25 protein-coding genes are annotated in these 24778 nt (G+C 64.6%); 11 read left to right on the top strand and 14 right to left on the bottom strand.

Features of this window, described 5'->3' with window-relative positions; translation table 11 throughout:
- Window positions 1-7: 7 nt before the first annotated feature.
- Entirely contained in the window at window positions 8-412 is a 405-nt protein-coding gene (locus BI327_RS34775; RefSeq protein WP_076865863.1) for a DUF4864 domain-containing protein, read from the top strand.
- 39 nt (window positions 413-451) lie between these two features.
- Here BI327_RS34775 and BI327_RS34780 read toward each other — a convergent pair whose 3' ends face one another.
- From BI327_RS34780 to BI327_RS34790, 3 genes are all read right to left on the bottom strand, one after another.
- The gene (locus BI327_RS34780; RefSeq protein ID WP_076865915.1) at window positions 452-1549 is read right to left on the bottom strand and encodes an alpha/beta hydrolase; all 1098 of its coding nucleotides are present in this window, start codon (window positions 1547-1549) and stop codon (window positions 452-454) included.
- 447 nt (window positions 1550-1996) lie between these two features.
- A complete protein-coding gene (locus BI327_RS34785; protein ID WP_076865864.1) occupies window positions 1997-2533 on the bottom strand; it encodes a MarR family winged helix-turn-helix transcriptional regulator in 537 nt (178 codons plus the stop codon).
- Window positions 2534-2909: 376 nt separating this feature from the next.
- Window positions 2910-4469: a porin gene (locus BI327_RS34790; protein WP_076865865.1), complete on the bottom strand. Its 1560-nt coding sequence runs from the start codon at window positions 4467-4469 to the stop codon at window positions 2910-2912.
- 313 nt (window positions 4470-4782) lie between these two features.
- Between BI327_RS34790 and BI327_RS34795 the strand changes: the two genes are divergently transcribed.
- Window positions 4783-5274: a MarR family winged helix-turn-helix transcriptional regulator gene (locus BI327_RS34795; protein WP_159450505.1), complete on the top strand. Its 492-nt coding sequence runs from the start codon at window positions 4783-4785 to the stop codon at window positions 5272-5274.
- Window positions 5275-5385: 111 nt separating this feature from the next.
- Here the strand turns inward: BI327_RS34795 and BI327_RS34800 are convergent, their stop codons facing one another.
- Complete coding sequence (locus tag BI327_RS34800) at window positions 5386-6621, bottom strand: MFS transporter (protein ID WP_076865917.1); 1236 nt, start codon at window positions 6619-6621, stop codon at window positions 5386-5388.
- Between the two features lie 108 nt (window positions 6622-6729).
- Window positions 6730-7188, bottom strand: a complete 459-nt coding sequence (locus tag BI327_RS34805; protein WP_245335019.1) for a hypothetical protein — start codon at window positions 7186-7188, stop codon at window positions 6730-6732.
- A 258-nt stretch (window positions 7189-7446) separates the two neighbouring features.
- Between BI327_RS34805 and BI327_RS42485 the strand changes: the two genes are divergently transcribed.
- On the top strand, window positions 7447-7656 hold the full coding sequence (locus BI327_RS42485; RefSeq protein ID WP_159450506.1) for a hypothetical protein: 210 nt from the start codon (window positions 7447-7449) through the stop codon (window positions 7654-7656).
- A 104-nt stretch (window positions 7657-7760) separates the two neighbouring features.
- A complete protein-coding gene (locus tag BI327_RS34810) occupies window positions 7761-8057 on the top strand; it encodes a hypothetical protein (protein ID WP_076865867.1) in 297 nt (98 codons plus the stop codon).
- 33 nt (window positions 8058-8090) lie between these two features.
- Here the strand turns inward: BI327_RS34810 and BI327_RS34815 are convergent, their stop codons facing one another.
- The gene (locus BI327_RS34815; RefSeq protein ID WP_245335020.1) at window positions 8091-10532 is read right to left on the bottom strand and encodes a bifunctional diguanylate cyclase/phosphodiesterase; all 2442 of its coding nucleotides are present in this window, start codon (window positions 10530-10532) and stop codon (window positions 8091-8093) included.
- 785 nt (window positions 10533-11317) lie between these two features.
- Between BI327_RS34815 and flhA the strand changes: the two genes are divergently transcribed.
- Window positions 11318-13450 carry a flagellar biosynthesis protein FlhA gene (gene flhA, locus BI327_RS34820; RefSeq protein WP_076865869.1) on the top strand — a complete coding sequence of 711 codons (2133 nt, stop codon included), beginning with the start codon at window positions 11318-11320 and terminating at the stop codon, window positions 13448-13450.
- Between the two features lie 320 nt (window positions 13451-13770).
- Window positions 13771-13971, top strand: a complete 201-nt coding sequence (locus BI327_RS34825) for a hypothetical protein (RefSeq protein ID WP_076865870.1) — start codon at window positions 13771-13773, stop codon at window positions 13969-13971.
- A gap of 306 nt (window positions 13972-14277) precedes the next feature.
- Here the strand turns inward: BI327_RS34825 and BI327_RS34830 are convergent, their stop codons facing one another.
- The 4 genes from BI327_RS34830 to fliI all read right to left on the bottom strand — a co-directional run bounded on the left by BI327_RS34830 (window position 14278) and on the right by fliI (window position 17856).
- Window positions 14278-15240, bottom strand: coding sequence for an anti-sigma factor (locus BI327_RS34830; protein ID WP_076865871.1), 963 nt, complete (start codon window positions 15238-15240; stop codon window positions 14278-14280).
- A 3-nt stretch (window positions 15241-15243) separates the two neighbouring features.
- Window positions 15244-15789, bottom strand: a complete 546-nt coding sequence (locus BI327_RS34835; protein WP_016848566.1) for a sigma-70 family RNA polymerase sigma factor — start codon at window positions 15787-15789, stop codon at window positions 15244-15246.
- Window positions 15790-16002: 213 nt separating this feature from the next.
- Window positions 16003-16422, bottom strand: coding sequence for a flagellar export protein FliJ (gene fliJ / locus BI327_RS34840; protein WP_016848565.1), 420 nt, complete (start codon window positions 16420-16422; stop codon window positions 16003-16005).
- A 108-nt stretch (window positions 16423-16530) separates the two neighbouring features.
- On the bottom strand, window positions 16531-17856 hold the full coding sequence (fliI, locus tag BI327_RS34845) for a flagellar protein export ATPase FliI (protein ID WP_076865872.1): 1326 nt from the start codon (window positions 17854-17856) through the stop codon (window positions 16531-16533).
- A gap of 367 nt (window positions 17857-18223) precedes the next feature.
- Between fliI and ctrA the strand changes: the two genes are divergently transcribed.
- The 5 genes from ctrA (at window position 18224) to BI327_RS34870 (ending at window position 21442) form a co-directional block, all read left to right on the top strand.
- A complete protein-coding gene (gene ctrA / locus BI327_RS34850; RefSeq protein ID WP_016848562.1) occupies window positions 18224-18925 on the top strand; it encodes a response regulator transcription factor CtrA in 702 nt (233 codons plus the stop codon).
- 145 nt (window positions 18926-19070) lie between these two features.
- Window positions 19071-19475 carry a DUF350 domain-containing protein gene (locus tag BI327_RS34855; RefSeq protein WP_074132099.1) on the top strand — a complete coding sequence of 135 codons (405 nt, stop codon included), beginning with the start codon at window positions 19071-19073 and terminating at the stop codon, window positions 19473-19475.
- Window positions 19476-19491: 16 nt separating this feature from the next.
- Window positions 19492-19908, top strand: coding sequence for a hypothetical protein (locus BI327_RS34860; protein WP_076865873.1), 417 nt, complete (start codon window positions 19492-19494; stop codon window positions 19906-19908).
- Window positions 19909-20024: 116 nt separating this feature from the next.
- Window positions 20025-20243 carry a hypothetical protein gene (locus BI327_RS34865; protein ID WP_076865874.1) on the top strand — a complete coding sequence of 73 codons (219 nt, stop codon included), beginning with the start codon at window positions 20025-20027 and terminating at the stop codon, window positions 20241-20243.
- 41 nt (window positions 20244-20284) lie between these two features.
- Window positions 20285-21442, top strand: coding sequence for a glutathionylspermidine synthase family protein (locus BI327_RS34870; RefSeq protein ID WP_076865875.1), 1158 nt, complete (start codon window positions 20285-20287; stop codon window positions 21440-21442).
- Between the two features lie 167 nt (window positions 21443-21609).
- Here BI327_RS34870 and BI327_RS34875 read toward each other — a convergent pair whose 3' ends face one another.
- The 4 genes from BI327_RS34875 to BI327_RS34890 all read right to left on the bottom strand — a co-directional run bounded on the left by BI327_RS34875 (window position 21610) and on the right by BI327_RS34890 (window position 24620).
- On the bottom strand, window positions 21610-22482 hold the full coding sequence (locus BI327_RS34875; protein WP_076865876.1) for a CheR family methyltransferase: 873 nt from the start codon (window positions 22480-22482) through the stop codon (window positions 21610-21612).
- Window positions 22479-23645, bottom strand: a complete 1167-nt coding sequence (locus tag BI327_RS34880; protein ID WP_076865877.1) for a protein-glutamate methylesterase/protein-glutamine glutaminase — start codon at window positions 23643-23645, stop codon at window positions 22479-22481. Before BI327_RS34880 ends, BI327_RS34875 begins: the two co-directional genes overlap by 4 nt.
- 75 nt (window positions 23646-23720) lie before the next feature.
- Window positions 23721-24086: a response regulator gene (locus tag BI327_RS34885; RefSeq protein ID WP_021081912.1), complete on the bottom strand. Its 366-nt coding sequence runs from the start codon at window positions 24084-24086 to the stop codon at window positions 23721-23723.
- Window positions 24087-24149: 63 nt separating this feature from the next.
- The gene (locus BI327_RS34890; RefSeq protein ID WP_076865878.1) at window positions 24150-24620 is read right to left on the bottom strand and encodes a chemotaxis protein CheW; all 471 of its coding nucleotides are present in this window, start codon (window positions 24618-24620) and stop codon (window positions 24150-24152) included.
- Window positions 24621-24778 lie beyond the last annotated feature (158 nt).

Raw genomic sequence — 24778 nt, forward strand, 5'->3', positions numbered from 1 at the left:
GCCCCGCATGCGCGCGATCGCCCTCATAGCCGCCATTCTGTTCGCCCTCGCCTCTCCAGCCGGAGCCGACGACGTCGGCAGCGCGCAGGATGTGATCCGCGCCCAGGAGCAGGCGTTCGGCCGCGACGACGCAGCTGGCGCCTATTCCTATGCCGCGCCTGCGATCCGGCAGATCTTTCCACGGGCCGACATCTTCATGTCGATGGTGCAGAACCAATACGCGCCGGTCTATCGGCACCGGAGTTTCGAGTTCGGCGAGGCGCAGAGCGCGGGCGACCGGATCGCGCAGCGCGTCCACATCGTCGACGCCAATGGCGAGGCGTGGGAGGCGCTCTACACGCTGGAACGACAGGCGGACGGCAGCCTGAAGATCACCGGCTGCTCGCTGCTCAAGGCCGGCCAGTCGGTATGAACGCAGCGACCGGATCCGCCGTTCAGGCCAGGCTCTTTCTCAGCCCAGGTTTCTCCGTCCAAGCCGGTCTTCAAGCCAGTCGAATATGACTTCATTGGCCAGTGTCGGGTTATCGATATGCCCTTGCATGGCGGCGGTCTCCGCCCGCCGGAACAGGATCAATCTGGCGTCAGGATGAATGCTGCTCAACTGATCGCCGAACTTGGCCAAGGCACCCGGCAGAAGCCAGCCGGCTTCGCCGGCAGTGACGAGCAACGGACATTCGATGCTTCGTGAAATCGCGTTGGCTTCTTCAATCCAGCAAATTCGCGCGTCGTCGCCTGCCTGCCGATGGAAGAAACTTCGCTCGTGCAGATCCCAAATTCCGGCGTCGCAAACGGCCGCGGCAAACCGGGCGTCACTTGCTGCCGCGCGGGCGACCAGCGAGGAATTGCACGCGTCCGCGACGATGGCGATCCGCGCACGATCGACGCCCGGCATGTCAGACAGAAAATCCAGGACGCGGCTCATGGCAGCCTCGAACTTGTGGCCCTCGAGCCGTTCCGGCGGCAAGGCCGTCTGGGTCCCCAGCAGATCCACGGCGAGAAGCGAGAATCCGCGCTCGCTCGCATGGCCGGCGTATTTGGTGAGCAACTCTTCCTTGTAGGAGCCCGGCTCGCCGATGCATACGATCACGGGCCCATCGTCGCGAAAAGCCGACGGCACGTAATAGGCCTCAAGCGACAGGTCGTCGGTCCAGGGAATCGAGAGCACCTGGCCGGCCGGAAGGCGGCTCTTCAGGAAATTGGCCGCGCAGCGCCGCATGCCGTCGACGGCGGATTTCAACAAATCATTGGCGTATCCGGGAGGCCGTGCGGCTGCGTGAAAGTAGGTCGTGGCCCGAAGCCAGTTGCGGCGGGCGGTTGTCGTGTTTCCGTTCAGCAACGAGAGCTCGGCTCTCGCCTCGTTGAGTTCCGCGGTCTTGATCCACTCACCGGACCACGAGCTCTCCGACGCGAGGTTGATCTTGCTTAGGGTCAGCCAACATTCGGAAACGGTTGAACCGCCCTCCTGTGCCGCGGCCAGCAGCTTGACGAACTCGGCCGACAGATCCTCTCGATCCGGCCAGGCAGGCCAGCCCTTGTCGTCGAACTCCACGCTGCTTGACGAGGCACTGCGCGCCTCACAGTGGTCATGCATATGTTGTCAACTCGTTCGCACCCGGCTCCGCTGCCGGTCCGCGTTATCGAAACGCCAATTTGTGTCGACGAGCCGCCGCTTCAGGAGCCGCGCGACCTTGGCGCCGAAATCGCAAACGCCAATCACCCAGCTCTCCCAACAAAATATTCCAAATGCGGCTTCATATAATTGATGTAATTCGGCGACGGCAATTGTCGTTATGGCGGCGCAGGAATGCGTTGCGCTTATGCCTGACCGCGCATGTTGCCGCAGCAATCGTTTGCCGAGCAAACGCTCGGTAAAATCGTGCGGCAGCCGATTTCGTCGGTCGCGTGTGGCGAACCCGCCTGCGGTGCAACGCACTCACAGAATCGCGAGAGCCAGCACGCTTGCAGTCACTCGACCGTGACCGCGAGGCCCGCTCGGCTAGACGGTCACGCTGTCGCTGTCCCTAACCAGGTAGTCCTGCATCGCCAGCGCTCGATCGCTGGATCTGATGAATCGCTCGACGAGATCGAGAAAGATCGCGAATTCCTCGTCGTTCATGCAACCCAGCCAGACGGCGTTGACCCTCGACTGCATGGGTGTGAGCGAGTCCAGCAGCGCGCGGCCGCCTTGGGTGACGGTCAGCTTGGTCCGGCGACGGTCATCCAGGTCGCCGGCCTTCTCGACCAACCCGGCCTCGCTCAAATGCTGGATCGCTTTGGTGACACCCGCGCTGGTCAAGCGGAGGTATTCCGCAATGGTGACCGGGAACACGTCGCCGCTGGATTCGAGATAACGGATCGTGGTCAGGACCGTGTACTGGATTCCGGCGATACCGGCATGCGCCGCATAGCCCTGGGTCAGATGATGGTGGCGCGATGACAGCGAATGCAGGCAGCCCGCGAGGCGCTGCAATTGCAGTTCGGTTGCCTTGGCAAGGCTACGGTTGTGGTTTGGTTTTGCAGTTGCCTTCGGCATTCCGAGCTACGCGTCCTGATCAGCCCCACAATTAAATGATATAGTCATATAACTCCACTCGAAGCGCACATCACGATCCAAGGCAGTTTCCGATCTCGAACTTCACGAAGACGTGCGCACGACGGAGCGTGCCGACGCGGACAGGACCGCACTCAAATGAAAAGCCTCCGGCAGGGCATTGCCGGAGGCTTAGGAGGTTAGTTCATGAAGAAGTCTGTTATCTCCTCGTCATGGTCGGCAGAGCAACCGACGCCAAGTTTGTACATGATAGACTAATGTTAGTAAATCATACAACAGGCTCTTCTTTTCAAAATCAAAGCCTCGACAGTTTCCCGTCGAGGCTTCGCTTCGCGATCAAGTCCGGATCGACCCGGCGTTACCAGTTGCGCTGTGCGCGGAGCAGCAGCATGTACGTATCCTGATTGCTCAGAGCATACACGGCGGCCGGCTTTCCGATCGCAGCGCTACCCGGGTAGGTCACCGTACCGGCGTAGTTCTGATCCAGATGGGTGTAGGTGAAGTCTGCCGAGAAGGTCAGGTTCTTCACCGGGGTCCACTGGGTCTGCGTGCCGATCTGGGCAACGCTGTAATCGGGGTTGCACGAGGTCAGGTTCGAGGTGGCGCCGATCAGGATGCCGAACGATCCACCCACACCAGTTCCGCCGGGACCGCAGATGTAGCTCTTGGCGGTGCTGTTGTAGTTAACCTGGGCCCAGGCGCCGTAGATGCTGGTGTTCCAGTTCGGATTCCAGTTGTGGACGTACGCACCGCGCACGCCGTAGGTCGTGATCAGCTGCTGCTGGCCGCCGGTGACGAACACGCTGTCCGGCGCGATGCCGAAGCCGATGCTCTGATAGGCGCCGGGAACGCTGGTGTTGCCGAAGTAGGTGAACGCACCCGCTCCCGAGAGATCCTGGATGTTGTAGCGCGTTGCGCCGTTGGTGTAGACGCCCTGGACGTTGACGGTGTCGCCGGGTCCGGTCGGGATGTTCTTGATCGACAACGCCAACTGACCCGCCCAGCCCCACTTGTCGTCGGGATGACCGGTCAACTCGGTGCCGCCGTAATAGGCCGCGTGATTGTCATGCGCCGCGAACGACGCCTGGAACAGACCCCAGGCCTGATCGACGCGGAGCGAGGCGATCAGATCCGGAGCAATCGTGCCGGCATAGTCGCTCGCGCCGTAGATGCCGAGAGCGCCGGTCCCGAGCGCGCCGAGATTCTGCACGCCGGCCTGGGTGTAGGCCGACTGATCCTGAGCCGACAGGGCCAGCGACACGCCGTTGCCGAACTGCGCGGTGTAGGTGAACTGGTTCACGCCGGTGATCGTGCCGCCGCCGCCGACCAGACCGTCGAAGTTGTTGCCGGGATAGTTGGCCCACGGCGTCGCGAACTGCGAAACCGCCTTACCCATGGTGAAGCCGGCGAACTGGATGAAGGCGTAGTAGACGCCGACCGTGCCGGCAGCGACCGCGCCCGAGCTTGCATTGTTCGGACCGGCGGACGTTCCGATCGGCGAGTAGACCGTCGAACCGGCAGCAGCGCCGCCGCCGTAATTGTCCGAGGTCCAGCTGAAGGTCGCATCGAAGAAGGTGCGGACCACGCCATATTCGGTCGCGGTGCGGGTATCGACGTTCAGGTCTTCACGCGAGCGCCAGGTGTAGCCGTTGGTGAAGCGGTTCTGTGCGCCGGCCGCGCCACCGTAGTTGCCGGTGTGGTCCGAATTGGTGTTGGCCAGCACGTCGACACGCAGATAGCCGCCGAGCTTGATGCAGGTGTCGGTGCCCGGGATGAAGTAGAAGCCCGGACCATAGAGCGAGCAGACCTTCACATACTCGATTGCCTTGGCCTTGACGGGAAGGTCGGCCGCCATGGCTCCGCTGCTCGCGACGAGAGTTGCCACCGAGCCCAACAAAAGGCCCTTAACGATCTTCATGCTATCCTCCAAGTGATGCCTTGCACTGCTGGCAAAGCGACAAACGTTTCCCTTCCCGAAAACCGCTGCGGCGCAGCCATTTTCAAGATGCTCGTGGTCAACTCGGCCACTGCAGGCGTGAGATGGTGGATGCCCCCCATCTACGGGGCGGAACAATGCTATTGGGCAGTCACATATTCAACTTATATTAGTTAGTCATTCTATGTTTGCGCACCCATGTGTCATTCAGGCAACGCATCAACCAACATTTTTGTCAGGCCCGCTTCAAAAATCGCTCGACATCTGTGAAGATGAATTTTTGTTAAGGAACGTCATGACCGAGCGCAGATCGACCGACAAGATGCAGGATGCGGCCGAGCGATTGGCCTGGGAGATCGTCTCGACCAGCGTTCGCCTCGAGGAGCTGCGCGGCATCTGGGCCAAGATGATCGGAATCACCGGCCCGCAATGGATGATCATGACCGTGCTGGCGAATGCCGAGGACCGCAATGTCGGCCTGCCCGTCGGCGCCGTATCGAGGGCGCTGCGGGTCGACCAGTCGTTCGTGGTGACGCAGTCGAAACTGCTCGAAAAGAAGAATCTGCTGCGCCGCAAGAGTTCGACCGAGGACGCCCGGGTCGTCAACCTGTCACTGACCGACCACGCCAAGAAGCAGATGGCGAACCTGTCCTCGCAACGCAAGGAGTTGAACGAGTTCGTCTATGCCGACCTCGATCTGCGTGAGTTGCTGCAACTGACCGGCAAGATGGATTCGATCAAGAACCGCCTCGAGAAGGCGATCGCGAGGATCGCGGCGGACATTTAGGACGCCGCCGAAATCCGCCGCAGTCCCGGATCATGCGCTGATCTGGGCATGATCCCCGCGCAAGTGCTCCGCGCATTTGTCGCGTGGAAAACCGCGTCGCACTTTTCCGGATCAGGCCATTGCCAGCCGCTGCCGCGAGCGCATCAGAAGCAGCAGGATGATGCTGACATTGAGCAGGTTCCAGGCCAGGCCATTGGCGAAGGCCGCGGCATAGGAGCCGGTGGCGTCGAAGATCACGCCGGAGACCCAGCCGCCAAACGACATGCCGAACACCGAGGCGAAGATCACGATGCCGATTCGGGTCGCGGCCTCCGCGGCCGGCATCGCCTCGCGCACGATGATGGCGTAGCTCGGCACGATGCCGCCCTGGAACAGGCCGAACATCGCCGAGATGACGTAGAGCGAGGTCAGGCTGTCGAAGAACAGATAGAACAGCAGCGCCGAGCCCTGCGCGATCGAGCCGATCAACAGTGTGCGGATGCCGCCGATCCGGTCGGCGAGGAAGCCGGAGCCGATCCGGCTGATGATGCCGAAGCCGAGCATCAGCGACAGCATCTCGGCGCCGCGCGCTACGCCGTAGCCGAGATCGCCGCAATAGGCGACGATATGGACCTGCGGCATCGACATCGCCACGCAGCAGGAAATCGACGCCAGCGACAGGATCGCGGTCAGCGCGTTGGTGGAGAGCCTGAGGTCGACGCGCGGCGGCGCCGCGTTGACATGGCTGCGCCGGGTCGCCGCTCCCATCAGCAGACGCAGCACCATCAGCGCCAGCGTCATCGCGACCGCGGTGAAGATGCCGATCGCAATATGGGTGGTGCGCCAGCCGACGCTCTGCATGCCGAAATTGACCAGCGGCGGCCACACCGTGCCGCCGACATAATTGCCGCTGGCGGCGATCGCGACGGCGAGACCCCGATAGCGCTCGAACCAGTGCGACGCTTCCGCCATCAAGGGACCGAAGGTCGCGGCCGACGACAGGCCGATCGCGAAATGCAGCAGGATGAAGGCCCAGATCGACGACGCGTAGCCGGCGCCGACATAGCCGAGGCCGAGAATGCCGATCCCGGCGCCGATCGCGGCGACGATGCCGTAGCGGTCACTGATCTTGCCGGTCACGACCTGGCCGATGCCGAAGCCGAGCATCACCATGGTGAAGGCCAGCGAGGCGGTTCCGCGGGTCGCACCGAAGTCGGTCTGCACCACCGGCAGCGCCACCACCACCGACCACATGCCGACACTGCCGAGCGAGCCGATCACCACGGCCACGACAAGACGAAGCCATGCCCGGCGCGAGTCGGGAATGAACGTTGCGACTTCAGGGGAAAATTCAGAAGAAATTGCCACGGCAGGCGGAACTTCGTCGGCATTTGCCTCCGGGTCAAGCCACATTGCCGAGAGATTAGGCATGCAGCAGCAAGGGGACGCGCCGTTCTCACGGACGCGCGAGGCGCCTCAATTGCCGAAATTCGGATCCTGCGACTGGAACGGGCTGCATTTCGCGTGCTTGGCGAACCGCTGGTCGAAGTCGACGGTGCCTCCAGTGACCGGGATCCGGGTCGGCGGCAGGCCGCGCAGGTACTGATCGACGGTCACGGCCTTCTCGTCGGCGCTCAAGGTGACGCGCACCGGCTCGAGCGGCTTGCCTTTGTTCACGTCGGTCAGATCGAGCGCATAGTAGCCGATCACCGATTGTCCGCCGCGCATGCGGCGATCGACCGATAGCGGCAGATAGACCTCCATCCGGACGCCCTCGCCTTCGCAAGCGATCATGCGGATCATCACGGCGTCGACGCCGGGCGGCTTTGCGGCCGCGGCGGTCGCAACGCAGAAGGAAACCGCCGCGACGAGGCCTCGCTTCGCGAGCCCACGCTTGCGTTTCAGGGTGATGGTGCGGCGCATCGTGTCTGGCATTCAGAATCCCTGCAGCATCCCTGACCAGTGTCGATCAGTTTGCTCTTCGTCGGACGCGGGGGCCGGCAAGTTCAATCCCGCCGCTCCCGAGCCGGCGCGGGAATATCGTTGGTCCAGCGGCGATCCCTGCTGACGAGGAAAGCTGATACAATGCGAGCCGGTTCACACTGGCAGCTCGCCATCCGGAGCTATCATCCGGCCGGATGGCGCGCACTCGCAGAGTATGAGGATCGAAGCGCACACTGTCGGAGGATCATCATGCATTCATTGTCAGCAGAGTGGTTACCCGTTGCGTCAGCACCATCGAACCGCGAGCTCGAGGTCTGTGTCCTCGACTATGATGGCATGGTTCACGCGCTGATGTTTCCGTGCCACCACGACGGCGCCGAATGGGTTGCCCATGCCGGCAGCAAGCACCTCGACATCCAGCCGACGCACTGGCGCAAATGGATGCAGTCCGCCGGTTAGCCGCGTTGCGATCGCCGCGAGGCGGCCGACGCTGATCTCGCGCCGATCCGCATTTTGCGCTAGAGTTGCCGTGTGAGGTTCAAGGGTGGGCCAGGAGGCTCGTCATGGAATCACACGCGATCCCTTTCGAAAATCGCTGGACCAACGGCAAGCATGCCTGGGAGTGGCATTGCGAGCTCGAGCGGCTGGGCGTGCCGACGGTCCGGACGATGTATTGCGAGCATGAGACCCACCACCGCGACGAGCTTGCCGTGGTGTTCGACATTCCCGCGGGCTTCGTTCGCGACTGGCTGGCCTTTCACGACCGGCGCGCTGCGCGGCAGCAATTCATGTGGCGCGCCAGCGTCATCACGCTCGGCATCATCGCCGCATCGGGCGTCGTTCTCGGTGCTCTAAGGTAGCGGCCGCAGATCGAGACCGCGAACCGCCGCGCGTCAGCGGCGACTGCGTTTTGGCTCGATCCGGCTTGCCTCGCGCTCGATATAGGCGGCCACCAGCGGCGCCTGGTCGGCGATGACCGGCGGGGAAAACACGAAGCCCTGCACCAGGTCGCAATCGAGCCCGCCGAGCACGTCGACTTCGGCCGGCAATTCGGCCCCTTCCGCCACGACGGTCATGCCGAGCCCGTGCGACAGGGCGATGATGCCGCCGAGCAGCTTGCGCTTGTCCGGCGCGGTGGAGATGCCATCCACGAAGGCCCGGTCCACCTTCAAACAGTCGAACGGCAGCCGCGTCAGATAGCCGAGCGAGGAATAGCCCGAGCCGAAATCGTCCAGCGCCAGCCGGGCACCGAGACCGGAGAGCGCCGTCAGCGTGCGGCTGATCCGCTGCTCGGTATGATCCACAAACAGGCTTTCGGTCAGCTCCAGGCAAAGCAGCTCCGGCGGAAAGCCGGTCTCTGCGAGCACGGCCGCGACCGACGTCTCGAAATCCACGTTCCAGATCTGCGCCGGCGAGACGTTGACCGAGACCGCGCGCGGCGGCAGCCCGGCGTCGAGCCAGGCGCGGCCCTGCCGGCAGGCCTCGCGCAACACCCACTGGCCGAGATCGACGATGAGCCCGGAGCTTTCGGCGATCGGGATGAACTCAGCCGGCGAGATCGGCCCGCGCTCGGGATGGGTCCAGCGCAGCAGCGCTTCGAACCCGCTGACGCGGCCGGTCCTGAGGTCCAGCTGCGGCTGGTAATGGGCCTCGAGGGCACCGGTCTCCACGGCGTGCCGCAGATGCCGGCCGAGATCGAGCCGTTGATCGACCGCCTGGGCATAGACCGGCTCGAACAGCTGCGCCCGGCCGCGCCCGGCCTCCTTGGCCATGTAGAGCGCGAGATCCGCGTTGCGCACGGCAGCCTCCGCAGTCGCGCCGTGCTCCGGCAGGCGGGCGATGCCGATGGTGGCGCCGACGAAGGCCTCGCCCTCGCTGAGATCGACGGGGACGGACAGCTTGCCGATCAGCCGATCGGCAAGCCCGGTCAGCGCGGCGTCGGACATGCCGCATCCCTCCGCCAGCACGGCGAACTCGTCGCCGCCGAGCCGGGCGATGAAGGCGCGCGAACCCAAATCCTGGCGCAGCGCCGCCGCGACCTGGATCAGCAATTTGTCGCCGGCGGCATGGCCGAGGGAATCGTTGACCTCCTTGAAGCGATCGAGATCGATGAGCAGCAGCGCGGCGCGCCGGTCTTGCAGCGTACAGCCCTCGATCAGGGCGGCGAGCTGGCGCGTGAACAGCGCGCGATTGGCAAGCCCGGTCAGGGGGTCGCTGTAGGCGAGTTGCTCGAGCTGGCGCTCGGCATCCTTGCGCTCGGTGACGTCCTGCACGGTGCCGATGATGCCGACGACCTTGTCGTGGGCGACCTCCGCCTTGCAGATCACAGCCAGGTCGCGGGCCGTGCCGTCCGCGTGCAGGATGCGCAGGTCAGTGGCCTCGGTCCGGCGGGTGCGCAGGACCCGTTTCTGCACGTCGCGGAAGCGGTCGGCATCGCCGCCCAGGAAACGGGGCCTGATGGTCTCATCGGTCGGCGCGAACGTGTCGGGGTCGAAGCCGAGCAGCTGGTAGAGCTCGGGCGCCCAGGTGGTGCGGCCGGTGTCGAGCCGGTAGCTCCAGGTGCCGATCTTGCCGAGCCGGTGGGCTTCCTCCAGCGCGCGGGTGCGCTGGTCGAGCAACGCCTTGGCCGCCCTGAGCTGGGTGATGTCGCTGGCCGTGCCGCGATAGCCGAGAAAGCTGCCATCGTCGGCGAAGATGGGCTTGCCGCTCGTGCAGATACTGACGCGCGACCCGTCGTGGCCGACCAGCGTATAGGTGAAGTCGCGGAAAGGGCGGCGCGCCTCCATATCGGCCCGGTGCCGCGCCATGCCTTCCGCGTCCTCGGGTGAAAAAGCCAGTTCCCAGCGCGCTTTCCCTCCGGAGGCCACGGTCTGGAAGGCCGCATTGCCGGGAAGCGATCTCGGATAGGGCAGCAGCCGGTGGGTGGCGTCGCTCTCCCAGCACCAGTCCGAGGCGGTCGAGACGAAATCGGCCAGCCGTTGCTCGCTCTCCGCCAGGCGCCGCAGCGCGGAGGTCTCCTCGGTGACATCGCGGACAATTCCGGACACGCGCCGGACCTGACCGCGCGCGTCGAATTCCGGCTCGCCATGCACCACGCAGTCGAGCAGGCTGCCGTCGGATTTGCGCAGTCGCGTCTGCACCGCATAGGGCTGGCCTTCCGCCCAGCACGCCGCGTAATGCGCCTCGAGAGCCTTCCGGCTTTCCGGCAAATAGCGCTCGCGCACCGTGGCGATCGGGATGAAACCGTCGACCGTCTCGAATTCGTAGAAGGTGGCGAACTCAGGCGAGATCCAGACGTCTGTCGCGGTGGCGCTGTGGGATTCCCAGTAGCCCATGCGGGCCATCCTGATGGCGCACCGCAGCGACCGCTCCTCATTCCAGCGCCGACGCGCTTCCCGCGTGGGGGCCTGCCCTTGCGGCAATTTACGAGCGGCCATCGGTCCCCAACCAAAACCCCAACGTACAATTACGCGGCAAATTCGTTAGCACATCGCGCGACAACCTTGGAGCGACAACGGCGGCAGTGCGGCGTCCTTCGTCAGATTTGGTATAGTATCGGTGAATGCTGCAACCGCGCCAAGTACGCGGAACGACTTGATCTCCGCTGCTCAAATATCGGACAGGTCAACGCCCTTCCGCCGCCCGTAAGCAGCGCCTGACAATTTCAAGTTGTGCAGGGCGTTTCAGCCCGGACCCAGCCGGCCTGGCCGTGGCGCAATCCCTCGCGCAGTTCGTCGATCAGTCGTGTGTGAATACCGGTGACGTGCGCCGTCGCAGCCGATTGGGCATCACGCGCGCCATTGATCATCGCCAGCCCGGCAGAGGCTCGCGCCCCGCTGCCAGGACGGTTGGGGTCGCCTGACTACCTTTCCGGCCGGAAATCGCCCGGCCCGGCGCCTGTGACGACCCGCGCGGTCCCATAAGGGGCACGTATTAACCCTTTGCTAACCATACACCCGGCAAGAATTGCCGAGTGAAGTCGAGTGTCGTCGAACGCGTCTAACGGGCGGAGATCCCCGTGAACGCCAGCGCGGTGCCTCACTTTCGGAACGGCGGCCCTGCGGCCGTCGCGCAGACGCTTGGCGGCCGCAGCCGCCAGTCGCGAGGGGGAGCGGCTACCATGGTCGACGTCACGGCGGGTCAGGGCACGGCAGGCAAAGGCGGGTTGCCGAGCTTCGGCGAGATTGCCGATGTCTTGAAGCGCGGCGATCTCGCGCTGGCGCTCGGCGTCCTCACCATCCTGGTGGTGCTGATCCTGCCGCTGCCCTCGATCGTGCTCGACCTCTTCCTGGCGGTCTCGATCACGGTCTCGATCCTGATCCTGATGACCTCGCTGTTCATCCAGGCGCCGCTGGAATTCTCGTCGTTCCCGACCATCCTGCTGATCTCGACCATGCTGCGGCTGTCGCTGAACATGGCCTCGACCCGGCTGATCCTGAGCCATGGTCACGAGGGCACGGCGGCCGCCGGCCACGTCATCGAGGCGTTCGGCAATTTCGTGATGGGCGGCAACTTCGTGATCGGCATCATCGTGTTCGCGATCCTGGTGATCGTGAACTTCGTGGTCATCACCAAGGGTTCGGGCCGCATCGCCGAGGTCGCGGCGCGCTTCCAACTGGACTCGATGCCGGGCAAGCAGATGGCGATCGACGCCGACCTGTCCGCCGGCCTGATCGACGAGAAGGCTGCCAAGGAGCGCCGCAAGGCGCTGGAGGACGAGAGCGGCTTCTTCGGCGCCATGGACGGTGCCTCGAAATTCGTCCGCGGCGACGCCATCGCCGGCCTCCTGATCGTCGGCATCAACATCGTCGGCGGCATCATCATCGGCGTGGCGCAGCAGGGCCTCTCGTTCAGCGAAGCCGCCCGCACTTACACCGTGCTGACGGTCGGCGACGGCCTCGTCACCCAGGTGCCGGCGCTGATCGTCTCCACCGCCGCCGGCCTGCTCGTCTCCAAGGCCGGCATCACCGGCGCTGCCGACAAGGCGCTGATGCGCCAGCTCTCCGGCTATCCGCAGGCGCTCGGCATGTCGGCCGGCGTCATGCTGGTGCTGGCGCTGCTGCCGGGCATTCCGACCTTGCCGTTCCTGGCGCTCGGCTCCGGCGCCGGGATGCTGGCCTGGAACGCGCGCAAGCAGAAGCGGGCGGCGAAGGCGGCTGAAACCGCAGCAGCGGCTGCTCCTGCCGCAGCCGCGGCCGCCGCCGCTGCCGCCGCGGAAGAGCCGATCGCAGCGGCGCTGAAGATCGACGACCTCAAGATCGAGCTCGGCTATGCCCTGCTGCCGCTGGTCAACGGCCCCGACGGCACCGACCGCCTTACCGAGCAGATCAAGGCGCTGCGCCGCTCGCTCGCGATCGAGATGGGCTTCGTGATGCCGGCGGTGCGCATCCTCGACAACGTCCAGCTCGAGGCCAACAGCTACGTCATCAAGATCAAGGAAGTCGACGCCGGCACCGGCAAGATCTGGCCGAGCCAGTTCATGGTCATGGACCCCGCCGGCAACCAGGTGCAGCTGCCCGGCATCCACACCATCGAGCCGACCTTCGGCCTGCCTGCGACCTGGGTCGATGCCGGCCTGAAGGAAGAGGCCGCGTTGAAGGGCTACACCGTGGTCGACGCCGCGACCGTGCTGTCGACGCATCTGACCGAGCTGCTGAAGACCAACATGGCGGACTTGCTGTCCTACGGCGAGGTGCAGAAGCTCTTGAAGGACCTGCCGAAGGAACAGGGCGAGCTGATCAAGGACATCGTGCCGAGCCAGGTCACCGTGTCGGGCATTCAGCGCGTGCTGCAACTGCTGCTCGCCGAGCGCATCTCGATCCGCGACCTCTCGACCATCCTCGAGGGCATCGCCGACGCGCTGGCATTCTCGCGCAATCCGGCCACCATGGTCGAGCACGTCCGCGCCCGGCTGGCGCGGCAGATCTGCGCCCAAAACACCTCGCCGAACGGCTATCTGCCGCTGATTGCGCTGTCAGCGCGCTGGGAGCAGGCGTTCGCCGAGTCGATCGTAGGCCAGGGCGACGACCGCAGCCTCGCAATGCAGCCCTCGAAGCTGTCGGAATTCATGACCGCCGTACGCAACGCCTTCGAGCAGGCGGCGCGCGAAGGCGAGGCGCCGGTGCTGGTGACGTCGGCCGCGATCCGGCCGTTCGTTCGCTCTTTGGTGGAACGGTTCCGCTCGCAGACCACCGTGTTGTCGCAGGCCGAGATCCATCCGCGGGCCCGGCTGAAGACGGTCGGAAGCGTCTAGCGGCCGCAAATCATTTAGGTTTTCCGCCTGTGTTTTCTCGCCACAGGCAACTGATTTATGTGGAACAGGCCGGAACGGCCCCATCTGGGATGCAGCATTCCAGCGCCACTTCAAGATACTGATATTACAGAGCTTTAATGCATCATAGATTACCAAAGGGTCATTTTTGATCGCGACCGATCACGTCTCATCACGCCCTTGTGATGACCCCTACGGAACGGAATCGGCAAATCCTACGTTAGCTGGGCACGAGACGTTGAACCGGGCAACAAGGCAGACCGACAGATTTACTGAGAGCAGGAAGGCGGCAGGAGACTTCCATGAACCACTCGATCTACAGCGCTGATCGTACGACGCACCTGAAGATTGTGGTCGTGGCGTTGGTCGCCGGTATTCTGGTCGCTGGTTTCGGCATCTCGGCGCACAATTCGTCGGACGAGGGTTACACCCAGACGGCGCGTGTGATGAAGGCCGGCAAGCCGGTCGCCGTCACGAGCTCAGGCACCTCGATGGTCCGCTAACAGGAGAGTTTCACGAATTCACGTGGTGTTCTTTACAGCCCCCCAAAGTCGCTACGTGGATATTTAAGACCCCCAACTACCCCCAAGTTGACTATCGAAAACGCCCGCTCCCCACGGGCGTTTTCTTTTTTGTGCGAGTGGTGGAGCCAAGTCACTTACTTTGGAGCGCGCAAACTCCATCCACATCATTGCGAGCGCAGCGAAGCAATCCATTGTCACCGGACACGCGGAACGATGGATTGCTTCGCTGCGCTCGCAATGACGGAGCCATCACTGCCGACAGTCTCTCACGATGATACGCGGTCGCTATCGCGACGCAGGCGGCACGGTCTCGATCAGCTTGCCGGTGAAGATCGGCGCCGAGGTCGGCTGGCCGTTCGGCGAACCGCCGGCCTGCTCGACGGTCACGGCGTAGGTGGCGCCGTTGATCACATCGGGATCGTAGCCTGACAGCACCGGCCGCGCGGTGAAATCATCGGCACCGATCACGCCGAGCGAGCGCGGTTGCGGCAGCTTGTCGGAGATCAGCCAGAGCTCAAAGCTCTTGCCGGGCTCGGACGCAGCCTCGACCTTGCGCACGGTGAAGTTCTTGGTCGCGCCGTCGATCGTCATGATGAAGGCCGGCCCGCCATTCGGCCCCTGCAACAGCGCGACATATTGCGCCGACGGCGTGAAGGCCGGCGCTGGCGTCCTCACTTCCACGGTCTGGATGCGCGGCTTCGGCCGGATCGCATCAGGCAAGGCGTCGGGCTTGTAGATCTGCAGACCAATCGTCACCAGCAGTGCGGCCGCGATCGCGGTCGCGGCCGACGCGATGCCGCGCCAGCGCTTCACGCGGCTCGCAAGCGCGATCACGTTGCCGTCGCCGCCGCCAACAGATGGCTGGACCGCAGACTGACGGATCTCGACCGGCCGCCGGAGCTCGGGCGGCTGCGGAGGCTCCGGATCGAACGCCGAGCCGAACTCCGGATCGTCGGTGATCGGCGGCGGCGTCACCGTCGCGGCCGGAGTCTCGGGCAGCACCAGCGGCGCCTGCGGCGTGCCGGCATGGCCGATCGCGGCCTTGATGTTCTCCCAAACCACCGGACGCGGCTCGACCAGGCCGACCATCTGGTTCAGCGGCCCGAGCCTGAACTCCCAGGCCTGCACCAGCGCGGCGAACTCGTGATCGACGGCCATCATGGTCTCGACCTGCGTGCGCTCGTCGGCCTCGAGCGTACCGAGCGCATATTCCGCGGCGAGCGCGATATGGTCTTCGCTATAGGCCATCAATCACAGTCCAAGACACTCCCGGATATCCATCAGGCTGCGGCGCAGCCAGGTCTTCACCGTGTTCACCGGTGTCTCGAACTTTGCGGCGAGTTGCTCGCGGCTCCAGCCGTTGTAATAGGCGAGCAGCACGAGCTTCTGACGATCCGGCTCCAGTCGACCGACGCACTCCAGCAATCGCTTCAACTCTTCCGTCATCTCCCGTCGCGCCAGCGGATCGGGCTGGTCGGCGGCGACTTCCATTGCCGCCGGCTCGTCCTCCAACGAGGCCTCGCCGCGCTTGCGCACCACATCGATGGCGCGGTTGCGCGCGATCGACGTCATCCACGTGATCGGGGAAGACAGGGCGGGGTTGAACTGCCCGGCGCTGTTCCAGATCTTGACGTAAGCCTCCTGAATGACCTCCTCGGCGAGGTCCTGTCGCCGCAAGATACGGAGCACGACGCCAAAGAGTTTCGCGCGGGTCGCGGCGTAGAGTCGCTCGAAGGCGGCCTCATCCCCCTTGGCGACGGCGGCGATCAGCCAGACCAGCTCAGCCGGCGTCAGCACTTTGCGCCCTCCAAGCCTGCATCCCCCATGCCGTCATTGCCACCGTGCCGCCGATCATCCGGTCTGGACCGGTGGTAGCATATTTTGGGACAGCACGATCCGCCAAGTGGCTGGGAAGAGGCCGGCACGTCGCGGGCTTGTGGACAGCGCCCAAGCAAAAAGCCCGGGCGATCGGCCCGGGCTCTCAATCTGGTCAGCGGAGGGAGCGAAGGTTCAGGCGATGACGCCGAGGCGGGCCCGCATCAGGCCGATCGAATCCATGTCGGCTTGCTCGCGGGCGCTCTCCTCGGCGCGTTCGCGCGCCTGGTCGCGCTCGTCGAGCAGTTCGACCTTCTTCAATTCCTCGAAAGCTTCCGACAGCAGCGCCTTGGCGTCGTCGAGCTGGGCGCGCAGCTCGTCGGCCGAGCGGGTCAGGTTCTCGCGGCGCTGGATCGCGGCCTTGGCATAGGTGGGATAGGCGAAGTGCGTGGGGTCGTTGATCCCGGCGCGCTCCTGCTCGGTCTGGATCTCGCGCTCGAGTTCGACGGACATGCGCTGGAAGTCGGCGATCATGCCTTCGATCTGGGTAACCCGACGGCGCTTTTCATCGACCTGAAATTTCTTCAGGCGGATCAGCGTTTCACGTGACTTCATCGACTCATACTCCCCAGAAGTCCCAAATCTGAACGCGGGACAGAACCGGCTCCCCGCTGGGCCCCGCCGGCATAGCTATGGTGTGCCGGGGATGATGGCCTGACAAAGTTAGCGTTCCGTTTCCAAACCCGACAGGATTTGAGCGAGTTGCCGGTAGCCGTCGCCGAGGCTGGTGGCTTCCTCCTTGGCCTGGCGCAGGTAGGCCTCCAGCGGCTCATGGAGGCGGATCGCCTCGTCGACCTCGGCGCTGGAACCCGGCCGGTAGGCGCCGAGCCGGATCAGTTCCTCCATGTCGGCGTAGGTCGCCATCACCTGCCGCGCCTTGTTGATGAAGGGCAGGAAGTTCGGATCGGCGGACCGCGGCATGGTCCGCGAGACCGACTTGAGGATGTTGACGGCGGGATAGCGGCCGCGCTCGGCGATCGCCCGCTGCATCACGATATGGCCATCGAGGATGCCGCGCACCGCGTCGGCGATCGGCTCATTGTGATCGTCGCCGTCGACCAGCACGGTGAAGATCGCGGTGATGGTGCCGTCGCCGGTGCCCGGCCCTGCCCGCTCCAGGAGCTTCGGCAGTTCGGTGAACACGGTCGGCGTATAGCCCTTGGCGGTCGGCGGCTCGCCCGCCGAGAGGCCGATCTCGCGCTGCGCCATCGCAAAGCGCGTCACCGAGTCCATCAGGCACAGCACGTCCTGGTCCTCGTCGCGGAAATACTCCGCGATCGCGAGCGTCAGATACGCCGCCTGGCGTCGCATCAGCGCCGGCTCGTCCGAAGTCGCCACCACCACGACCGAGCGCGCCAGCCCCTCCTCGCCAAGATCCTCCTGGAGGAATTCCTGCACCTCGCGGCCGCGTTCGCCGATCAGCCCGATCACCGAGATCGCGGCATCGACGTTGCGCGCCAGCATCGACAGCAGCACCGACTTGCCGACGCCGGAGCCTGCGAAGATGCCGAGCCGCTGGCCGCGGCAGCAGGTCAGGAAGGTATTGAGCCCGCGCACGCCGAGATCGAGCGGCGGACCGACCCGCTTGCGCGAATGCGCCGGCGGCGGCGAGTTGCGGTAGGACATCGGCGAGGCGCCCTGCGGCAGCGGTCCCTTGCCATCGATCGGCTCGCCCATCGCGTTGACGACGCGGCCGAGCCAGGCCGGCGACGGCCGCACCTGGCTAGCGGCATTGGCGATCACGGCGCGGCAACCGCGTCTGACACCCTCGAGCCCGCCGAACGGCATCACCACCGCGTTCTCACCGGAGAAGCCGATCACCTCGGCCGGGATGAAGCGGCCGGCGCCGACGTCGATCACGATGCGGGCGCCGACCGACATCGCATGAATGGGGCCGGCGATCTCGACCATCAGCCCGCGGACGCCGACCACGCGGCCATAAATGTTGACGCCGTCGATGTCGCCGATCTGCTCCGCGAGGGCCTTCATTGCGAAAACCTTAAGTTTCCGCGATTTTGCTCCAGCCGCTTAACTTCGTGTTTACCCGCATCATTAATCATTGCGTCACTGTCTTTGGTGACTGAGGTCGCTTGCCCATCAGAAGAAGGGCGAGTCGCGAGAGTCGGTTAGGCCCGTCTCTTAATGTGGAAACTGAACGAGCGCGGTTAGGAAAAGCTTCTTCTACGCAATATCTTAGGGCGATTCGACAAAAATTGCACGGTTAGAGCTTGCGTCGAGGAATCAGTTTTTGTTAACCATATCTCGTCAGGATCCGAATCAGTTGTTCAAAGGCGTTTTGTGAGTGCCGCAAGTGCGGCCGACCTGACGCCCGGAGCGGCGACTATAGGGGACTGGCATGCGCGTTTTGCTGATTGAAGATGATAGCGCCGTCGCGCAGTCGATCGAATTGATGCTCAAATCCGAGAGTTTCAACGTCTATACGACGGACCTCGGTGAAGAAGGCGTCGATCTCGGCAAGCTTTACGACTACGACATCATCCTGCTCGACCTCAACCTGCCCGACATGTCCGGCTACGACGTGCTCAAGCAGCTCCGGGTCTCGAAAATCAAGACTCCCATTCTGATCCTCTCCGGCCTCGCCGGCATCGAGGACAAGGTCAAGGGTCTCGGCGTCGGCGCCGACGACTACATGACCAAACCCTTCCACAAGGACGAACTGGTCGCCCGCATCCACGCGATCGTCCGCCGCTCCAAGGGTCACGCCCAGTCGGTCATCCAGACCGGCGATCTCGTGGTCAATCTCGACACCAAGACGGTCGAGGTCGGTGGCCAGCGCGTGCACCTGACGGGCAAGGAATACCAGATGCTGGAGCTGCTCTCGCTCCGCAAGGGCACCACGCTCACCAAGGAAATGTTCCTCAACCATCTCTACGGCGGCATGGACGAGCCGGAGTTGAAGATCATCGACGTCTTCATCTGCAAGCTGCGCAAGAAGCTCGCCAACGCCTCCGAAGGCCGCAATTTCATCGAGACCGTGTGGGGCCGCGGCTACGTGCTGCGCGAGCCGCACGAGGCCGACGAACGCATTCCCGCCTGACCTTCTCTACTTGGCTACGACTTGAACCCCGCCGCAAATGGCGGGGTTTTTGTTTGGGATTGAACCCCTACCCGGCATGCGCCGACCAAGGGAACGTGCAATCCTCCGTCGTGCGAATCCCGACGAACTCCCGGACCGCCCCGACATGATCCTGCAATCCCTCGCCGGCCTGCCGGCGTTCCTGGTCTATTTCTGCACGGCGCTGATCGCCGTGGTGGCCTACCTCTTCGTCTACACCCGCGTCACGCCGCATGACGAATTCCAGCTGATCCGCGACAACGATTCCGCGGCGGCGATCGCACTGGGCCTCAGCCTGCTCGGTTTCGTGCTGCCGGTGGTCAGCGCCATCGCCCACTCCGCCAATGTGATCGACTGCCTGATCTGGAGCATCATCGCGCTGATCGTGCAGATCATCGTCTATTACATCGTGAAGATCCCGGTGCCGAACCTGTCGGCGCGGATCGCCTCCGGTGAAATGGCGGCGGCGATCTGGCTCGGCCTGTCCTCGCTGGCCGCAGGCGCGCTGAATGCGGCCTGCATGATCTACTGAGCCATTGAGCCGAACCATGGCGCGCAAACCCAACCCGGAATTCGGCAAGCGGCGACCGGTCGTGACGGCGGTGCCGGCCCGGCCGGAGCCGCCCTCCAAGCGCTCCAACCACGTCGCGCTGCTCGTGATGGGGACGCTCGCGGTCGGCGGCAGCGCCTACGCGCTGATGCCGCGGACGAATTGCCAGCCCATCCAGCCGCCGCCTGCGGGCGTCACCGCACCGGGCGCCCCCGCGCCGGCCCCATTGCAACCCGGCGCCGATTGCGCGCCGCGCAGTTCGTCCTCCGGCTCTGGCGGCAGCGGCGGCTCGTCGCGCAGCAGCTTCTACAGCGGCAACTCCTCGTCGAGCGGCTCTTCGTCCTCGTCGAGCTCGTCGGTCAGCCGCGGCGGCTTCGGCTCGTTCGCGCATGCGTTCGGCTTCGGCGGTGGCTGACGGGCACATCGCCGTGTCATCGCTGCGTCATCCTGTTTCGCTTGCCCGTCGATCGCAGCTGATGGAAACTCGCCGCGGCTTTCGCAGATGGCAAGGCCAAGGCAAGGGTTACGTCCATGAAGCGCTCGCGCCGGATATGGCTGAAACTGATGGGAAGTATCGCGGTCGGCGCGACGTCGATGGGCCTGACGCCCAGCGAGGCCCGCAGTCACCACCATGCTGCGCACCGACCGAAGAAAAAGCCCGTGCAATCGTCGCCCTCCGGCGGCTTCGGCGGCATCCCGCGCAGCATCGCCCGCTATGGCGCTGACGATGTCTCGCATGGTGGCAGCTGACCCGGAGCTGACGCGCGTCACCTGAAGATCACGGTGCCTTCATGCAACGCATCGCATGTCCCGAGCGCGACGACTGGCAGGCGACCGCCGAGAACGCCGGCTTCACCTTCCACACCATCGACGGCGAACGCTACTGGGACGAGCGCGCCTATTACGCCTTCACGCTGGACGAGATCGAGCGCTCGATCGAGGCGCCGACCGGCGAGATCGACGCGATGTGCCTCGAACTCGCGGGACGCGCGATCAAGGACGAGCGCTATCTGCGCCGGTTGAAGATACCGGAGGCGTTCTGGGATCTGATCGCGACGAGCTGGCGCCGCAAGAACCCGAGCCTCTATGGCCGGCTCGACCTCACATTCGACGGCAACGGCCCGGCCAAGCTGCTCGAATACAATGCCGACACGCCGACCTCGATCTTCGAGGCCGCGGTGTTTCAATGGACCTGGCTCGAACAGGCGATCCAACGCAACATCATCCCGAAGCGCGCCGACCAGTTCAACTCGATCCACGACCGGCTGATCGAGGCCTGGAAGGCGATCGGCGCCACCCAGCCGCTGCATCTCACCGGACTGACCGGCAATGCCGAGGACGCCGGCACCCTCGCCTATCTCGAGGACACCGCGGCGCAGGCCGGGCTGAAGACCACGCTGCTCGACATCGAAGAGATCGGGCTGCGCGACGACGGTCAGTTCGTCGACCTCGACGAACGGACCATCAGGCTCGCGTTCAAGCTCTATCCGTGGGAGTGGATGTTTCACGACGCATTCGGCAAGAACCTTTCGACCGCGCCGACGCAGTGGATCGAGCCGCCCTGGAAGGCGATCCTGTCCAACAAGGGCATCCTGCCGCTGCTGTGGGAGATGTTTCCGGGCCATCCCAATCTGCTGCCGGCCTATTTCGAGGACGACCCGCAGGCCGCGCAACTCGGCACCTCGTTCGTGCGCAAGCCGATCTACTCGCGCGAGGGCGCCAATGTCGAACTGGTCAGCGCAGGGGTGACGCTGGTCGCGGAGCAAGGCCCCTACGGCGCCGAGGGTTTCATCCGCCAGGCACTGGCGCCGCTGCCGAATTTTTCCGGACAGTATCCGGTGCTCGGAAGCTGGCTGGTGGACCATACGCCGTGCGGGCTGTCGATCCGCGAAGACGAGAACCCGATCACCGGCAACACCTCGCGCTTCCTGCCGCACGCGATTTTGTAGTTCGCCGAGACGCGCACATCTCTATCCCCGTCATCCTGAGGTGCGAGCCCTTGCGAGCCTCGAAGGATGCACGGCCCCGCCTGTGGCCGTCGACCCTTCGAGACGCCGCTTCGCGGCTCCTCAGGGTGACGGAACAGACGGTGTCGCTTTCCTCGCGGAACTCCAACTCACCGCGCGGCGGACGCAACCGCTTTCAGCACATGCAGCGCGGCGCCGGCGCGTGCGACTGGCGCAGTACTCGGCTGATAGAGCCCCCGGCGGTCGGGATAGGGCCTGAACAAATTGGTGATGCCGACCACGGATTCCGCGGCGCCAAGCGCCAGCACGCCGTCGGGCTCGAGCATCCCTGCGATCTTGCCGAAGATCGAGGCCTTGGTCTGCTGATCGAAATAGATCAGCACATTGCGGCAGAAGATCACGTCGAAGGTGCCGAGATGCGAGATGTCCTGCAGCAGATTGAGCTGGCGGTGCTGCACCATGCCGCGAATATCGGCGTTGAGCTGCCACATCTCGCCCTTCTGCACGAAATACTTGACCAGCAGCTGGATCGGCAGGCCGCGCTGCACCTCGAACTGGCTGAACAGGCCGGCCTTGGATTTTTCCAGCACCGCCTGCGAGAGGTCGGTGGCGATGATCTCGAACCGCCAGCCGGTGAACAGCGCGGTCATTTCCTTCAGCAACATCGCGATCGAATACGGCTCCTGCCCGGTCGACGATGCCGCGCACCAGATGCGCAGGCTGCGGCGCCCGGCACGCGCCTGCGCGAGCGCCGGCAGCACCGCTTCCTTCAGATGATCGAACGGAATCTTGTCGCGGAAGAAGAAGGTCTCGTTGGTGGTCATCGCCTCGACCACCTCCGACGTCAGCATCTCGGCGCCGCCCTTCATCCGCAGCACGAGCGCGGCAATCCCGGCGAGATTCGACCGGCGCGCCAGGGGCAGCAGGCGGCTCTCGACGAGATACTGCTTGTCGGCGGACAGATCGAGGCCGGAACGTTCCTTCAGCAGCTTACGCAGATACTCATAGTCCAGCGGCGTCACGAACGGTCTCCCGCAAACACGCGAACAAGCTTCGGTGCGATCTGATTGAGCGGCAGCACGGCGGCGCAGATGCCGGCGTTGACCGCGGCGCCGGGCATGCCCCACACCACGCTGGTCGCTTCGTCCTGGGCGATCACGCTGCCGCCGGCGGCGACGATGTCCTTGCCGCCGCGCATGCCGTCCGAGCCCATGCCGGTCAGGATCACCGACATGATGCTGCCCTGCCAGACATCGATCGCCGAGGTGAACATCGGATCCACCGCGGGCTTGCAGAAATTGACCGGCGGCCCGTCGTCGAGCGCGATGGTGGCATCGATGCCGTGGCGGGCGATGCGCATGTGGCGGCCGCCGGGCGCCAGATAGATCTGGCCCGGCTTGATGGTCTCGCCGTCGATCCCCTCATGCGCCGGCCGCTTGCTGGTGCGCGCCAGATGCTCGGCGAGAATGGTGGTGAAGGTCGGCGGCATGTGCTGGGTGATCAGCACCGGCACGCGGTCGATCACCGGGCCGATCTCCGCGACCAGCGACATCAGCGCCTGCGGGCCGCCGGTCGACGAGCCGATCAGCAGCACCTTCGGCTGCAACAGGCCGAACGAACGGCGCGCGATTTGGGCCGGCGCGACGTGCGCGGCGGCAGGAGCCACCGTGCGCGCTCTGTCGAGGCCCGGCGCAAGCGGCGGGCTCGCCGTCGTGTGCACGGTGTTGCGCCGCGCCTTGGCGCCGAGATGACGGATCTTCTGGATCAGATCGTGGCGGAAGGTTTCCGCGGCGGTGGCCTCGCGCGTGCTCTCCGGCTTCGGGATGTAGTCGGACGCGCCGAGCGACAGCGCCTTCAGGCTGATCTCCGCGTTGCGGCGGGTCAGCGTCGAGGCCATGATGATGATGAGATCGCGCTTCTTCGCCAGGAGCTGCGGCAGCGCCGAGATGCCGTCGAGGTCGGGCATCTCGATATCGAGCACCGCGACGTCGGGGTTGATGCGCTCGAGCTGGTTGACGGCATCGAGGCCGGTACGCAGCGAAGCCACCACCTCCATGTCGGGCTCGGCGCCGATCCAGCGCGAGATCATCCCGCGGATCACCACGGAATCGTCGACCACCATCACCCGCACCTTGTCGGAACGGGTCGATGTCGGAACCGCAGTACTTGTCAACGCAACACTCATGACTTCACCAGCGACGCAACACGACGCATAACAACCGTTGAGCCGAAGGCTTCTGCCGCCGGATCGAACAGGAACTTAAATGAGACCGACTTCCTGGAACTTCGCAGTGACGATGTCCCGGTCGAACGGCTTCATGATGTATTCATTGGCACCGGCATGCAGCGCGCGCGCGATATGCGCGACGTCATTCTCGGTGGTGCAGAACACGACCTTGGGCTGATCGCCGCCGGGCATGCGGCGGAGATTGCCGAGAAACTCGTAGCCGTCCATGACCGGCATGTTCCAGTCGAGCAGCACGGCTTCCGGCATCGCGCGCTTGCAGGCTTCGAGCGCCTTGGCGCCGTCCTCGGCCTCGACGATCGTGAAATCGAGCCCTTCCAGGATGCGGCGGGCGACCTTGCGAATGACGCTTGAGTCATCGACAACAAGACAGGTTCTCATCTGCGACCTCTACTTCCTCATCCCCGGTGGGATGTTTCAGTTCTTCAGTTCTAGCGGCCCGTCTCAGGCCGCTTTGGCATCAGGCACCAGTTCGAGCACGCGATCGACATCGAGGACGACCATGAGCTGGCCGTCGAGGCGGTGGACGCCGCCGGCGAGCTTGGCCATGCGGGGATCGAGGTTGACCGGATTGTCCTCGCGGCCGTCGTCGGGCAGCCGCAGCACTTCGCCGATCTGGTCGATCAGAAGACCGTAGGATTCGCCGCGCTGGTCGACGCCGACCGCCATCGGCAGCTTGCCGTCATCGGCCTTCGGCAGCCCGAGTCGGGCCCGCATGTCGACCACGGTGACGATGCGGCCGCGCAGATTGAGCACGCCGGCGATCTCGCTCGAGGCCAGCGGCACCCGCGTCAGCCGCTCCGGCATGAACACGTCCTGCACCCGCGAGATCGGCAGGCCGAACAGCTGCCCGCCGATCACCGCGGTGACGTATTCGGCCATCGCGCCTTCGCTCATCTCGGTCTTGCTGGTCATCAATCCCCGTCCTTATCCCGTGTCATGCGGCCCGGCGCAGCTCGGCGGTCTGCTCTTTCAGCGCCGCGATCAGCCCGGGACGATCAAATTTTGCCACGTAGTCGTGGAAGCCGGCCTGCCGGCCGCGCTCGATCGCCGCCGGCGACACCATCGCCGAC

Source organism: Bradyrhizobium mercantei (assembly GCF_001982635.1).
Classification (GTDB): Bacteria; Pseudomonadota; Alphaproteobacteria; order Rhizobiales; family Xanthobacteraceae; genus Bradyrhizobium; species Bradyrhizobium mercantei.